General features: G+C 67.7%; 11 protein-coding genes. 1 reads left to right on the forward strand and 10 read right to left on the reverse strand.

Annotation, left to right across the window (positions count from 1 at the left end):
• Nucleotides 1-112 precede the first annotated feature (112 nt).
• The 7 genes from FFF93_RS13475 to FFF93_RS13505 all read right to left on the reverse strand — a co-directional run bounded on the left by FFF93_RS13475 (nt 113) and on the right by FFF93_RS13505 (nt 9,087).
• Nucleotides 113-1,735, reverse strand: a complete 1,623-nt coding sequence (locus FFF93_RS13475; RefSeq protein WP_261375141.1) for an amino acid permease — start codon at nt 1,733-1,735, stop codon at nt 113-115.
• 173 nt (nt 1,736-1,908) lie between these two features.
• Nucleotides 1,909-2,316, reverse strand: a complete 408-nt coding sequence (locus FFF93_RS13480) for a DUF779 domain-containing protein (RefSeq protein WP_138768469.1) — start codon at nt 2,314-2,316, stop codon at nt 1,909-1,911.
• Nucleotides 2,317-2,413: 97 nt separating this feature from the next.
• Complete coding sequence (locus FFF93_RS13485; RefSeq protein WP_138768468.1) at nt 2,414-3,937, reverse strand: aldehyde dehydrogenase family protein; 1,524 nt, start codon at nt 3,935-3,937, stop codon at nt 2,414-2,416.
• A gap of 177 nt (nt 3,938-4,114) precedes the next feature.
• On the reverse strand, nt 4,115-5,527 hold the full coding sequence (locus tag FFF93_RS13490) for a GAF domain-containing protein (RefSeq protein WP_138768467.1): 1,413 nt from the start codon (nt 5,525-5,527) through the stop codon (nt 4,115-4,117).
• Between the two features lie 123 nt (nt 5,528-5,650).
• Nucleotides 5,651-5,926: a hypothetical protein gene (locus FFF93_RS13495; RefSeq protein ID WP_138768466.1), complete on the reverse strand. Its 276-nt coding sequence runs from the start codon at nt 5,924-5,926 to the stop codon at nt 5,651-5,653.
• 88 nt (nt 5,927-6,014) lie between these two features.
• On the reverse strand, nt 6,015-7,475 hold the full coding sequence (locus FFF93_RS13500) for an amidase (protein WP_222424622.1): 1,461 nt from the start codon (nt 7,473-7,475) through the stop codon (nt 6,015-6,017).
• Nucleotides 7,476-7,650: 175 nt separating this feature from the next.
• Complete coding sequence (locus tag FFF93_RS13505) at nt 7,651-9,087, reverse strand: FAD-dependent oxidoreductase (RefSeq protein WP_138768465.1); 1,437 nt, start codon at nt 9,085-9,087, stop codon at nt 7,651-7,653.
• A 175-nt stretch (nt 9,088-9,262) separates the two neighbouring features.
• On the opposite strand from FFF93_RS13505, the gene rarD reads away from it, so the two are divergent.
• Complete coding sequence (gene rarD, locus FFF93_RS13510; RefSeq protein WP_395858393.1) at nt 9,263-10,300, forward strand: EamA family transporter RarD; 1,038 nt, start codon at nt 9,263-9,265, stop codon at nt 10,298-10,300.
• A gap of 109 nt (nt 10,301-10,409) precedes the next feature.
• Here rarD and FFF93_RS13515 read toward each other — a convergent pair whose 3' ends face one another.
• The 3 genes from FFF93_RS13515 to FFF93_RS13525 all read right to left on the reverse strand — a co-directional run bounded on the left by FFF93_RS13515 (nt 10,410) and on the right by FFF93_RS13525 (nt 14,367).
• Nucleotides 10,410-11,282 carry a universal stress protein gene (locus FFF93_RS13515; RefSeq protein ID WP_138768464.1) on the reverse strand — a complete coding sequence of 291 codons (873 nt, stop codon included), beginning with the start codon at nt 11,280-11,282 and terminating at the stop codon, nt 10,410-10,412.
• 216 nt (nt 11,283-11,498) lie between these two features.
• Nucleotides 11,499-12,854: a 4-aminobutyrate--2-oxoglutarate transaminase gene (gene gabT, locus FFF93_RS13520; RefSeq protein ID WP_138768463.1), complete on the reverse strand. Its 1,356-nt coding sequence runs from the start codon at nt 12,852-12,854 to the stop codon at nt 11,499-11,501.
• 82 nt (nt 12,855-12,936) lie between these two features.
• Nucleotides 12,937-14,367, reverse strand: a complete 1,431-nt coding sequence (locus FFF93_RS13525; protein WP_138768462.1) for an aminobutyraldehyde dehydrogenase — start codon at nt 14,365-14,367, stop codon at nt 12,937-12,939.
• Between the last annotated feature and the right edge of the window lie 84 nt (nt 14,368-14,451).

Genomic DNA, 14,451 nt, shown 5'->3' on the forward strand with positions numbered 1-14,451 from the left:
AGACGACTGCGGAAGAGGCTGCGCACGGATGACAAACGCGGGGCCACCTGCGGCCCATCCGGACAGGCCGGACGGGCCGCAGGTGACCCCGCGCTGGATTTCCGCGGTGCGGCTAGGAGCGGGTAAGCGACTCCGCCTTTTCTGACTGGTCCGCGGCTGCGTTGTCGTCGGCGTTGTCGTCGGCGTTGGCGCCGTCGTTCATGGGCGCAGCCGGCGTGCCGGCGGCCTTGACGCCGGGGCTGTTGACAGCGGCCCTGGCCTCGGCGAACTTCTCGTTGAGGCGGGAATGGCGCTGGCCGTAGGCGAAGTAGATCGCAATGCCGATGACCAGCCAGATGGCGAAGAAGATCCAGGTCTCCACAGCAAGGTTCGTCATCAGGTACAGGCACAGCACGGCCGACACGACCGGCAGCACCCTCCCGAACGGCACGCGGAATGCCGGCTTGAGGTCGGGGCGCTTCTTGCGCAGTACCAGGATGCCGAGGCTGACCATCACGAACGCGGAGAGCGTGCCGATGTTGATCATTTCCTCCAGCAGGTCCACGTTGGTCAGCCCGGCCACGAGCGCCACGGCGGTGCCGCAGATGATCTGCAGGCGGGCCGGCGTCGCACGGATGGTGCCGGTCTTGGACAGCGAGCGCGGCAGCAGGCCGTCGCGGCTCATCGCCATGACCACGCGGGAGAGGCCCATCAACAGGACCATAATCACCGTGGTCAGGCCCACGAGCGAGCCGAAAGCGATCACCTTGGCGGCGTCGGTGTTGCCGACGGCCTCGAAGGCAGTGGTCAGCGTGGGATTCTTTGCCTCGGCCAGCTTGGTGTAGGAAACCATGCCGGTCAGCGCGAGCGAGACCAGGATGTAGAGCACGGTGACGATCGCGAGGCCGCCGAAGATGCCGCGGGGCAGCGTCTTCTGCGGGTTCTTGACCTCCTCGGCGGAGGTGGCGACGACGTCGAAGCCGATGAAGGCGAAGAAGACCAGTGCGGCGCCGGCGAAGATACCCAGCGTGCCGTACTGCGCGGGGGCCGCGCCGGTCAGGAAGCCGAAGAAGGACTGCTTGAGCACGTCCGTGGCGCCGGTGCCGCCGGTGGGCTGGGAGGCCGGGACGAACGGAGCGTAGTTCTCGAACTTCACGTAGCTGAAGCCGACCACAATCACGAAGAGCACGACCGCGATCTTGATCAGCGTGAAGACGTTGCCGACGCGGGCCGAGAGCTTGGTCCCCAGGACCAGCAGGACCGTGAAGACGGCGACAATCAGGAAGGCGCCCCAGAAGAGGTCGACGCCTGCCACGGAGATCGACGGCGGAATGTCCAGTCCCATCAGCGCGAAGACCTTGCTGAGGTAGATGCCCCAGTACTTCGCGATCACGGCGGCCGCGGTGAACAGCTCGAGGATGAGGTTCCAGCCGATAATCCAGGCGAGCACCTCGCCCATGGTGGCGTAGGTGAAGACATAGGCGGAGCCTGCCACCGGAATGGCCGTGGCGAATTCGGCGTAGCACATGATGGCGAGGGCGCAGGTGACGGCGGCGATCGCGAAGGAGATGGTGACGGCGGGGCCGGCAAAGTTTGCGGCAGCCTTGGCTCCGACCGAGAAGATTCCGGCGCCGACGGCAACGGCGACACCCATGATCATCAGGTCCCAGGTGCTGAGCGAGCGCTTCAGCTTGCGTCCGGGCTCATCGGCGTCGGCAATCGACTGCTCAATGGATTTGGTCCGGAAAAGGTTCATAGCAAAGTCCAAAATCTCGGTAGCTGGGTGGAAACGGACCTATTAAGAGTAGTGTCCATCCACTGGACGGCCGCCTTTATCCCACATTGTGAGACGCAAAAGAGCGCGAACGTACACTTGGGGCCCCTCCCGCGAGGGCCCCAAGTGTACGTTCGCGCTCAGAAGTCAGCGGCTCAGACCGGCCAGTCCATCAGTGTCGAGCGGATCAGGAATCGCTTCCCCTCGGGCGCTTCCACCGAGAAGCCGCTTCCCCGGCCGGATACGACGTCGACCGTCAGGTGCGTATGGCTCCAGTAGTTGAACTGCTCCCGCGACATCCAGAACTCCAGCGGCTGCGGCTGCAGGCCGTCCGAAATATCGAACAGCCCCAGCAGCACGTCCGAGTCGCCGGTGAGGAACTCCCCCGCCGGATAGCACATGGGTGAGGACCCGTCGCAGCAGCCGCCGGACTGGTGGAACATCAGGGGCCCGTGCTGGAGCCAGAGTTTGCGCAGCAGCTGCACGGCCTCGGGGGTGAGGGCCACGCGGGAGAAGTCTTCGCCGGCCATCGTCACGGCGGCGTCGAGCCTGGTCTGGGTCATCTTGGCTTCTCCTGGCAGGGGTGGGGTCGGGGGGCGCCGTGGGTCCCGGCGCCGGAAACAGGGGGCGGACCGGTAAGGTCCGCCCCGCCGCGTCGGCCTAGAAGAAGCCGAGCTTGTTCTCGTTGTAGCTGACCAGCAGGTTCTTGGTCTGCTGGTAGTGGTCCAACATCATGGCGTGGTTCTCGCGGCCGATGCCGGAGGACTTGTACCCGCCGAACGCGGCACCGGCCGGGTAGGCGTGGTAGTTGTTGACCCACACCCGGCCGGCCTGGATCTCACGGCCGGCGCGGTAGGCGACGTTGCCGTTGCGGGACCAGACGCCGGCGCCGAGGCCGTAGAGGGTGTCGTTCGCGATGCCCATGGCGTCGCTGTAGTCGCTGAAGCGGGTCACCGACACCACCGGGCCGAAGATCTCCTCCTGGAAGATTCGCATCTTGTTGTGGCCCTCGAAGATGGTGGGCTGGACGTAGTAGCCGCCGGCGAGGTCGCCGGACAGCTCCGCGCGGGCGCCGCCGGTGAGTGCCTTGGCGCCCTCCTGCTTTCCGATGTCGATGTAGGACAGGATCTTCTCGAGCTGGTCGTTGGAGGCCTGGGCGCCAAGCTGGGTGTCGGTGTCCAGCGGGTTGCCCTGGATGATCTTCTGGGTGCGGGCCAGCGCGTCGGCCATGAAGGAGTCGTAAATACCCTCCTGGACCAGGGCGCGGGACGGGCAGGTGCAGACTTCGCCCTGGTTGAAAGCGAAGAGGGTGAAGCCTTCGAGGGCCTTGTCGTAGAAGGCGTCGTTGCTGTCGGCGACGTCGTTGAAGAAGATGTTGGGGCTCTTGCCGCCGAGTTCCAGGGTGACCGGGATCAGGTTCTGGGACGCGTACTGGCTGATCAGGCGGCCGGTGGTGGTTTCGCCGGTGAAGGCGATCTTGCGGATCCGCGGGCTGGAGGCCAGCGGCTTGCCTGCCTCCACGCCGAAGCCGTTCACGACGTTGATGACGCCCGCCGGCAGCAGGTCGCTGATCAGTTCCATCAGCACCAGGATCGAGGACGGGGTCTGCTCGGCCGGCTTGAGGACGACGGCGTTGCCGGCGGCGAGCGCGGGGGCCAGCTTCCAGACGGCCATCAGGATCGGGAAGTTCCAGGGGATGATCTGGCCGACGACGCCGAGCGGCTCGTGGTAGTGGTAGGCGGTGGTGTCGTCGTCGAGCTGGGACAGCCGGCCCTCCTGGGCGCGGACGGCCGACGCGAAGTAGCGGAAGTGGTCCGCGGCGAGCGGAATGTCGGCGTTGAGGGTCTCACGGATCGGCTTGCCGTTGTCCCAGGACTCGGCGACGGCGAGCATCTCGGTGTTCTCGTCGATCCGGTCGGCGATCTTGTTCAGGATGGCGGCGCGCTCGGCGACGGAGGTCTTGCCCCAGGACGGCGCGACCTTGTGTGCGGCGTCCAGGGCGAGTTCAATGTCCTCGGCGGTGCCGCGGGCGACCTCGCAAAACGCCTTGCCGGTCACCGGGGTGATGTTCTCGAAGTACTGGCCCTTGACCGGGGCAACCCACTCCCCACCGATCCAGTTCTCGTACCGGTCCTTGAAGGTGACCTTCGAGCCCTCGGTACCGGGCTGTGCGTAGACAGTCATTGCTAGCTCCTTTGCTGTGCAAGATGGTGGGCGGAGGCGGCCAGGATTCCTGCGGCCGCCGCTGGCATCAGCTTAGGAGCGCGGAGGTTGCAAGCAGGTTGCAACCATGTGAGCCGGATCACGCCCACTCCAGGGCAGGCCTATGACGGGGCACGCGGCGCACGGCAACGGCCAGGCTCAGGCGCTCAACTCCGCTTCCAGCCGTTCCAGGTCCGCAACGACGGCGGCCCGCTTTGGCGAGCGCGGCGGCAGCAGCTTCAGCGCCGCCGTGCGGACCCCGACGTCGTCCTGCGCCTCCGGCAGCTCCGCGTACTTCAGCAGCGACTCCGCGCTGCCGTCGGTCAGGACGGCCTCGCGCAGCAGGGCGGAGACGCGGTTGCGGAGTTCGCTGATCCCCGGCGCCTCGGAGCGGGGCAGGACCGCGCCGCGGTAGATTTCCAGTGCGATCCGGTGCGCGCCCCGCTGCAGGCAGCTGAGGACCTGGCCGGAGTCCGGCAGGAGGTCCACGGGCAACCGGTAGGGCCGGGACTCAGGGACGGCGTCGGGATTGAGCTGCTGCAGGACCTTGCGCAGGCGCACCATTTCGGCCCGCAGTGTCATGGTGGAGCCGCCGCGAGGGTAGAGCAGCGCACTCAGTTCCTCAGCGTTCAACCCCTCCGGATGCGTGCTGAGCAGGGCGAGGATTTCGCTGTGCCTGGCCGAAAGCGTGACGGTGCGGCCGTCGAGGCTCAGCACGGCCTGATCGCGGCCGAGCAGCTGCAGGCTGTTGCGGTAGAGGCTGCCGGACGCCCAGGTACGCGTTCCGGCGGTCCGCGCCTGGCCGCCGGTCACGGCGGCTGACGCAGTGCCGGACACGGCAGCTGCTGCCCGGCGCCGGGCCGGCGGGCCCTGCCGGGCGGCGGCAAGCTGGAGCCGTTCGACCCGCAGGTGCGCCTGCGCGGCGGCCACCGTCGCCTCGACAAGGGACAGGGTATGCGGCGCGACGGCGGATTCGGTGCCGGTGATGTCCACGACACCCAGCAAGGCGCCGGAATCCGGATCGTGGAACGGGACGGCGGTGCAGCTCCAGGGGTGCACCGAACGCTTGTAGTGTTCGGCGCCGGAGATCTGGATCCCGCGGCCCAGCGCGAGCGCGGTGCCGGGCGCGCTGGTGCCCACGGTCGCCTCGGACCAGTCGGCGCCGGGGACGAACATCATGCCCTCGGCGCGGCGCTGCATGGCGGGGTCACCCTCGACCCACAGCAGCCGGCCCACCTCGTCTCCCACGGCCACCAGCATGCCGCTGTCGTGGCTGGGCAGGACCAGGAGTTTGTGGATCACGGGCATGATCGCGGCCAACGGGTGCTGTCGGCGGTATTCCTCGAGCTCCTCGCGGTCCATTGCCAGCGGGGCTTCGGGGTTGTCCGGATTCGCGTGCAATTGGGCGGAACGCTGCCAGGACTCGCGGATCAGGCTGCGCAGCCCGGGCAGCTGCTCGGCCCCGGGGACCAGGGACCCAAGCTGCTCGTGCCCCGCACGGGCGGACTGCTGGCGAAGCTCAGGGCTCAGGCCGGAGCCGCGCGGGACGGCCTGCTGGACCGGATTCCTCATTGAACTCCCACCTGGCTGGCACCTTCGTTGGTGCGCGTCGGCGTCCTGGAAGGCGCCACGTCCGGCCAAGTCTAGTTCCGGGCGGGGCGTTTTGAAACGCATCTCGTTGCGCCGGCCGCGGAATCAGGTGGTGGTTCCCGGCGGCAGGACGTAGCTTGTGATCTCGCCCAGACGTCGAATCTCGGGCTTGGGCAGTCCTGCGGCCGCAACCAACTCCTGGAATTCCGGGCCGCTGCTAAAACGGTCAAAGACTTGCCGGTTTGGGCAGGTGTCCAGAACGGCAATGCCGTCCTCGGTCTGCACACACAGATGCAGTTCCAGCTGCCCCGCAGGCAGGAGGGCCAGCATTCGGTCGTGGCCGGCGAGAAGTTCTGCCGGATCACCGCGGAAGCTGTACATTCCCAAATACATTTGCTGTCTCCTTCGTGTGGATTGCGGTGTTCGGTTGCGGTGGATCGGGCATACGGGGCCTGTGCACTGATCGGGTTCACCGCTCGGCGACGGCAGGCCGCCGCCCGGCCCAGGGGCTCGCCTGTTCCAGCTGGGCCGCCAGCCGGAAGAGGGTGGCTTCGGCGCCGAACCCGGCGAGGAAGGACATCCCGACGGGAAGCCCTGCGGAATCGGCGTACAGGGGAACAGACATGGCCGGATTACCCGTGATGTTTGCGTATTCGGCATCGAACATGAGGAAGGTCCCGGCCTCCCGCTCCCCGTGGAGGGGGTCCTCCGGCGTCGCCGTCAGCGTCCCCAACTGCAGCGGTGGCCAGCCGACTGTCGGGGTCAGCCAGAGGTCGTAGGTCTGGAAGAACCCTGCCATCCGGCGGCTGAATCGTTGGAGTTCTTCCATGCCCTGCAGGTAGTCTCCGGCGCTGACTTTCCGGCCGCGCCCGAACAGGACGTCGGTATAGGGTTCCAGCTCCCCCGCTTCCGGCCCCCGGCCCGTCCGCCGCGTCCAGTACCCCTCAATCCAGGCGGCTGCGGACGCGTACACGGCCCGGATGGCACGGTGCCCTGCCCGGTCCAGTGGTTCGGGACGGCCCTCCTCGACGTCGTGGCCCAGTCTGCCCAGCAGGTCCACGGTGGCGTTGAAGGCCCGCAGGTACTCAGGGTGGACCGTCTGGCCACGGTTGGGGGTGGCTGTGGCGGCTATGCGCAGCCGCCCCGGCGGTGTCAGAGCTTCGGCCGCGTAGGGCCGAGGCTGCGGGGGAGCCCAGTACGGGTCACCGGGAGCCGGGCCGGCGACGGCGTCCAGCAGCGTTGCGGCGTCGCGCACCGTGCGGGTCAGGGCGAATTCGGCAGCGAGGCCGCCCGCGACGTCACCGTATTCCGGGCCCAGCGGCACCCGCCCCCGGGTAGGTTTGAGGCCGAAGACTCCGCACCATGCTGCCGGATAGCGCAGCGAAGCGCCGAGATCGTTGCCGTGTGCCATCGGGATGATTCCGGCCGCCACGGCGGCCGCCGAGCCGCCGCTGGACCCGCTCGTGGACAGGGCCAGGTCCCACGGGTTGTGCGTGGCACCGTGCAGCACCGGTTCACAGTGGGGACTCAGGCCGAACTCGCACGTGTTGGTCTTGCCGAGGATTTTCAGCCCGGCCCGGCGGAAGCGCCGCGCGAGTTCCTGGTCGTGGCGCGAGATATTTCCCGCAAGCCAGCGCGAGCCCTCGGAGAACGGAGTCCCGGCAATCTCCAGCGCGAGGTCCTTGACGAGGAACGGCACTCCGGGAAAGGGAACGTCACCGGGCCGTTCTTCGGCGCGTGCGCCGTCGCTGTCCGGAGAGGCGTTGTCCATTGAGGTGCCGTCCAGCTCGGCGATCACTGCGTTCACCGCCGGATTGATTTCCCTGATGCGGTCCCGCGCCTCAGCGAGCAATTCGGCAGGGCTGATCTGGCCGGAGCGGACCAGATCGGCCTGCCCGGTGGCATCCATCCAGCGGAGTTGTTCATCCACGGCTGTCTCCCCGACGGGACCAGAGACCGGATGGCCCCGCGATGCGCCGGTCGCTACGGCAGTCTCTGTGCGTGAAATTTTACGTCGGGAAGCGGCGCCGGGACAGGGCGAGGACCGGGGCCTGGCCTCCGGCCCTCAGGCGACCGCCCCGGAAGAGGCGAGCCGCGCGGAAAGGCTAGCCGCGGGAAATCTTGACCATCTCTTCGCGGGGCACAACCTTGATGCGTTCACGCACGACGCCGTCGGCCCCGCCGGAGGCGGACCATTCCGCGCCGAGAGCCAGTTCGTGGGCGTCGAGCTTGTTCCAGCCTTCCCACGTGGTGTATTCGATGCCGCGCTCTTCGAGCAGGTCGATGATGGCCTGTGGATCGGGGTTCTGTGCCGGCGGGAGGGTCAGACGGTCCTCGAGCAGGAAGCCGATGGTCTCCAGCGCGTCGCCCTTCGTGTGGCCGATCAGGCCGACCGGGCCGCGCTTGATCCAGCCGGTGGCGTAGATTCCCGGTACCGGGTTGCCCTCGGCGTCGAGCACCCGGCCGCCTTCGTTGGGGATGACGCCGCGGCGGGCGTCGTATTCCAGCTCATCCAGGGGTGAGCCGTGGTAGCCGATGGCGCGGTAGACGGCCTGGACCGGGTAGTCGACAAACTCCCCCGTGCCCTTGACGTTTCCGGTACCGTCCAGCCGCATCCGCTCGAACTTGATGCCGGCCACCTTGCCGGGGTGCGCGGCGTCGTCGTGAATTTCGACCGGGTTGTGCAGGAAGTGCAGGTGAAGCCGGCGGGAGGACGGCTCCTCCGCCTCGGCATGCTCCTCGACGAGCCAGTTCCCGAGGGTGTTAACCATGGTCTTAATCTGGTTGTTCGTGCGGATGGCCTCGTCGGAGGCTTCGTCGAACTCGAAGTCCTCGGGGTAGAGCACGATGTCCACGTCCCGGGCGTGGCTGAGCTCCCGAAGCTCCAGCGGGGTGAATTTCACCTGGGCCGGGCCGCGGCGGCCGAAGACGTGCACGTCCGTGACCGGGGAGTCCTTGAGCGCCCGGTAGACGTTGTCCGGGATCTCCGTAACGAGCAGGTCATCGGCGTGCTTGACCAACATCCGGGCCACGTCCAGGGCCACGTTGCCGTTGCCGATCACCGCGATTTCCTTGGCCTCCAGCGGCCAGTCGCGCGGCACATCCGGATGGCCGTCGTACCAGGACACGAAGTCGGCGCCGCCGAACGAGCCCTCGAGTTCGACGCCGGGAATGTCCAGGTCCGCGTCCTTGATCGCGCCCGTGGAGAAGATCACTGCGTCGTAGAACGCCCGGAAATCGTGAAGTGTGAGGTCCCGGCCGTAGGTGACGTTGCCGAGGAAGCGGATGTCCCCGCGGTCCAGGACCTTGTGCAGGGCATTGACGATGCCCTTGATCCGCGGGTGGTCCGGGGCCACGCCGTAGCGGATCAGGCCGTAAGGCGCCGGATAGGCCTCGAAGAGGTCGATGCTGACCTCGAAGTCGCCGTCCTTGACCTCGTTGGACTTGGTCAGGATATCCGCGGCGTAGACACCGGCCGGCCCGGCGCCGACGATCGCAACGCGGAGGGGACGTTTGGACGAAGATTCGGCCGAGTTGGACACGGGAGCCCTTCTGAGTCTTGGCGGGTGCGCCGGCAAAATACAGCGCACAATCCCCCATTCTAAATGTCCCCCGCGGCTTGGTGGCGCCCGGCGTGACCGAAATCGCAGGCCCCGGACGCGCTCCGCCGCGCCTTCGGGCAGGAATAGGAGCACCCGGGGTGGTGTTATTGGTCTTGTGCCTATCTCCGACCGACCCGCTGCCCCCGCCACCGTGACCCCGCCGGGTGCTGCGGCCCCCGCCGCAGGGGCCGCCGTCGGAACCCCTGCTCTGAAGGCGGGAGAGCTTAAGGCGGTGGACAAGGACACGACGGCGGGGATCCTCTTCGGCGTCGGCGCCTACGGGCTTTGGGGGTTGATGCCCCTCTACTTCTTCCTGCTGCAACCGGCCGGCGCCGTCGAAATTGTGGCCAACCGGGTCCTCTGGTCGCTCATTTTCTGCGTCCTGCTGATCACCGCCACCCGCTCCTGGCGGGTTCTGGGCGCTGCCTTCCGGAACCGCACGCTGATCGTCCCGCTGATGATCGCCGCGGTCCTGATCGCCGTGAACTGGCTGACCTACGTCTTCGGTGTGACCACCGGGCAGGCCGTGGAGGCCTCCCTGGGCTACTTCATCAACCCGCTCGTCTCGGTCCTGCTGGGCGTGGTGGTGCTGAAGGAGAAGCTGCGGCCGCTGCAGTGGGCCGCCGTCGGAATCGGCTTCATTGCCGTTGGCGTCCTCACGGTGTCCTACGGCAAACTGCCATGGATCGCCCTGACCCTGGCCTTCAGTTTCGGCCTCTACGGTTTCGTCAAGAAACGGGTTGGCCCGCGGGTGGACGCCATCACCAGCCTCTCGGTGGAGACGATTGTGCTGGCACCGATCGCCGGGGTGACCATGATCGTCCTGGCCATGACCGGGGCCGCAACGCTGACCGGCAACGGTGCCGGGCACTTCTGGCTGCTGGCCGCTTCGGGTGTCATCACCGCCGTCCCGCTGCTGTTCTTCGGTGCTTCCGCGCGGCGGCTTCCGATGACGATGATCGGGCTGCTGCAGTACTTCGCGCCGGTGCTGCAGTTCATCGTGGCGCTGGCCGTGTTCCACGAACCCATGACGACCGACCGCTGGATCGGCTTCGGCGTTGTCTGGCTCGCCCTGCTGGTGTTGACGGCCGACATGCTGCGCACCACCCGGAAGAACGTCGTGACCCGCCGGCGGGCCCGCGCCGCCGCCTGAGTCCCCCCGCTCTGAGCTACCCGGACCCAGCCACAGCGCGAACGTACACTTTGGGCCCACGTTTCCCCGCAAAACGGGGCCCAAAGTGTACGTTCGCGCCCAGGTGGCGTCAGTCCTCGGGGCTGGTGTCGATGCGCACGTAGTCGCGCGGCACCACGACCATGGGAACCGGCAAAGCGCGGAGCACCTTGTTGGCCGTGCTCCCGATGAACAGCTTGTTCTTTTCCGCCAGCCGGGACGATCCGACGATCATGATTTCCGCGTCGTCCCACTCGAGGTCGTCGATGGCCTCCTCGATCGTCCGGCCATGCGCGACCTCCACGCTCACGTGGTGACCAGCAGGCAGGCGTTCCGCCGCGGCCTTGAGCACGGTGTTGGCGTGGACGTGCGCGGCGTTGACGTTTTCGCCGCCGTCGCCCTCGGCATCCAGTTCGACGAGGGAGACCAGCCGCAGCGGCACGCCGCGGCGCTCGGCGGATTCGATCGCGACGTCGATAGCGGCTTCGGCCCCGGTGCGCCGGCCGACGGCGAGCGTCAGCCGGGTGATCGGCTCTGTGCGCCGGTAGCCGCGGGGCGCCAGGGCCACCGGGACCGGGGAGGCGTGCAGCAGTGCGTTGGCCACGCTGCCGACGCTGTAGCGCTTGAACAGGCCGTTGCTCGCGGCGCCCACCACAATCAGGCCGGCGCGGTATTCCAGTGCGGCGTCGATCAGGCCCGCGGCGAAGGAGTCCGCCTGGCGTACGTGGAAGCGGGCTTCGAGGCCCTCCGGGACCAGGGAAAGACCCTGCCGTTCGGCGGTCAGGACCGCCTGCTCCGCCGCGCTGACGCGGTTCCCCTGCGGGTTCAGCGCGACGTAGGGGGTGCTCCGGTCCACGACATGAACCAGGTCCAGATGGGCGCCCTGTGCCCTGGCCATGGCCGAAGCGAGCGCGACAGCGTCGGCGCCGCGGTCGTTGGGTGTGTAGCCAACTACGTATCGCATCTAAGAACCTCTTATGGGTCTGGGGCAGAATCCAGCTTGGCTCCGGGACTCCGGGCGACGTCGGCCGGTCTGCGTTCCTGCAGTGGTAGGAACGACTCTAGCCCAGCGACGCCGGGATTAGTGCGGATTTTGCGGGTACGCCGCTCAGGCACAGAGGAGCCGCGGACCCTGGGGTCCGCGGCTCCTCTGTGCGGCCGGTGCCTGGGAGGCGCGCTGCTAGGCGTTGGCCCGGACCGCCGCGGCCAGGACCTCGAGGCCATCGAGCAGAAGTTCGTCGCTGATGACCAGCGGCGGCAGCAGCCGGATCACGTTGCCGTAGGTGCCGCAGGTGAGGATGATGACGCCCTCCTTGAGGCAGGCTGCGGCGACGGCCTTGGTCAGCTCCGGGTTCGGCTCCTTGGAGCCGGCCTGGACAAGTTCGACGGCGAGCATCGCGCCGCGGCCCCGGACGTCCCCGACCACGGGGAGCTCGGTGGCGAGTTCGCGCAGCTTGCCGAGGGCCAGTTCCTCGATGTGGCGGGCGCGGGCGTTGAGGTCGTACTGCTCCATCGAGCCGATGGCGGCCAGCGCGGCGGCGCAGGCCACCGGGTTGCCGCCGTAGGTGCCGCCGAGGCCGCCCGGGTGCACGGCGTCGAGCAGCTCCGCACGGCCGGTGATGGCGGAGAGCGGCATGCCGCCGGCGATGCCCTTGGCCATGGTGATGATGTCCGGGACGACGCCTTCGTGGTTCACGGCGAACCACTCACCGGTGCGGCAGAAGCCGGACTGGACCTCGTCGGCGATGAAGACGATGCCCTTGTCCTTGGCCCAGGCCGCGAGGGCCGGCAGGAAACCCTCGGCCGGGACGATGAAACCGCCCTCGCCCTGGATGGGTTCGATGATGATGGCGGCAACCTGCTCGCCGCCGATCTGCTTCTCGATCATGGTGATGGCGCGCTTGGCGGCCTCGGCACCGGTGATCTCCGGGTTTTCCTCGCGGTACGGGTAGCTCATCGGCATCCGGTAGACCTCGGGCGCGAACGGGCCGAAGTTGGTTTTGTACGGCATGGCCTTGGCGGTCAGCGCCATGGTGAGGTTGGTGCGGCCGTGGTAGGCGTGGTCGAAGGCGACGACGGCGTCCCGGCCGGTGGCGAGGCGGGCCACCTTGACGGCGTTTTCCACGGCTTCGGCGCCGGAGTTGAAGAGCACAGTGCGCTTCTCGTGGTCGCCCGGGGTGAGGCGGTTCAGTTGCTCGGCGACGGCCACGTAGCCCTCGTAGGGCGTGACCATGAAGCAGGTGTGGGTGAAGTGCTCCACGGCTTCCTTGACGGCGCCGACGACGGCGGGGTCCGAGGCGCCGACGCTCGTCACGGCGATGCCGGAGCCAAGGTCGATGAAGGAGTTGCCGTCGACGTCGTGGATGATGCCGCCGTCGGCGTCGGCGACGTAGACCGGGACGCTGGAGGCGACGCCGGACGCGACGACGGCCTTGCGGCGCTCGGTCAGGGCGACGGACTTGGGACCCGGGAAGTCGGCCTGGACGCGGCGCTTCTGCTCCAGGCGGTAGGTGATGTCATGGACGGTGGTGGTCATGGGTACGCCTTTCTAAGCGTGCGGGGTGGGCGGCGAAGCCGGTCATTAAGTCGGGGCGCGGGTGGCGGATTATGCGACGGCGTTATGCATCTAAGGCACTCATGACGTGCTTGATCCGGGTGTAGTCCTCGACGCCGTACATCGAGAGGTCCTTGCCGTAGCCGGACTGCTTGAAGCCGCCGTGCGGCATCTCGGCGGTCAGCAGGATGTGGGTGTTGATCCAGACGGCGCCGAAATCCAGGTCGCGGCTGACCCGCATGGCGGTGCCGTGGTCCGTGGTCCAGACGCTGGAGGCCAGCGCGTAGTCGACATCGTTGGCCAGCTCGATCGCCTCTGCCTCGGTGCTGAACTTCTGCACCGTGATGACCGGGCCGAAGGCTTCCTTCTGCACAATGTCGTCGCTCTGCTTGGCGCCGGTGACGATCGTGGGCTCAAAGAAGAAGCCCTTGTCCCCTGCCTGGTGGCCGCCGGTCTCGATCCTGCAGTTCTCCGGCAGCGACTCCACCAGGGCCTTGACCGTGTTGAAGTGGTTGACGTTGTTCAGCGGCCCGAAGTAGTTGTCCTCATCGTTCTGCGAACCGGTGCGCAGGGTCTTGGTGTGCTCCACCATGGCGGCGAGCAGGTCGTCGTAGGCGGCGTCCTCGACGAGCACCCGGGCAATCGCGGTGCAGTCCTGGCCGGCGTTGAAGAAGGCGAACTCGGCGATGGCCGCGGCGCTCTTCTTGATGTCCGCGTCTTTGAACACGATCGCGGGGGCTTTGCCGCCGAGTTCCAGGTGGGCGCGCTTGAGTCCCTTGGCGGCTCCGGAGGCAACGGCGATGCCGGCCCGCACGGATCCGGTAATGGAGACAAGGCCGGGTACCTTGTGTTCGACCATGAGGGAACCGGTCTCACCGGTGCCGAGGACGACGTTGAGGACCCCGGCCGGGAGGATCTCGCCGGCGAGGCGGGCCAGGACCAGGGTGGATTCCGGCGTGGTGTCGGAGGGCTTGAGCACCACGGTATTGCCGGCCGCCAGGGCGGGGCCGATCTTCCAGATCGCCATCAGGAAGGGGTAGTTCCAGGGGGCGACCTGCGCGACGACGCCGATCGGTTCGCGCCGCACGTAGGAGGTGTGGCCGTCGAGATACTCGCCGGCGGACTTGCCTTCCAGGATGCGGGCGGCGCCGGCGAAGAAGCGCAACTGGTCCGCGCCCGCTGCGACTTCCTCCGCAGCGATCAGGGAACGCACCTGGCCGGTGTTGCGGTGCTGCGCCTCGACGAGTTCGTCGCTGTTGGCTTCGACGGCGTCGGCGAGCTTGAGCAGCATCAGCTGGCGCTGGCCCGGGGTGACATGCTTCCAGGTCGTGAAGGCGGCCTTCGCGGCGGCCATGGCGGCGTCGACGTCGGCCTGCACCGAAACCGGCGACTTGGCCACGACCTCGCCGTTGGTGGGGTTGACGATGTCCAGCAGGGCGGTGCCGGCGGGGGTGACGAACTCGCCGTTGATGAAGTTCTGCAAGGTTTGAACCACGGTGTACAACCTCTTTCGAGCTGGCCTGGCGAAGGCAGGGAGAAGGGATCTGCGACTGCTCCGAGCCTATGCCAGGCGGGCAAG

This window comes from Arthrobacter sp. KBS0702, from assembly GCF_005937985.2.
Taxonomy (GTDB): Bacteria; Actinomycetota; Actinomycetes; order Actinomycetales; family Micrococcaceae; genus Arthrobacter.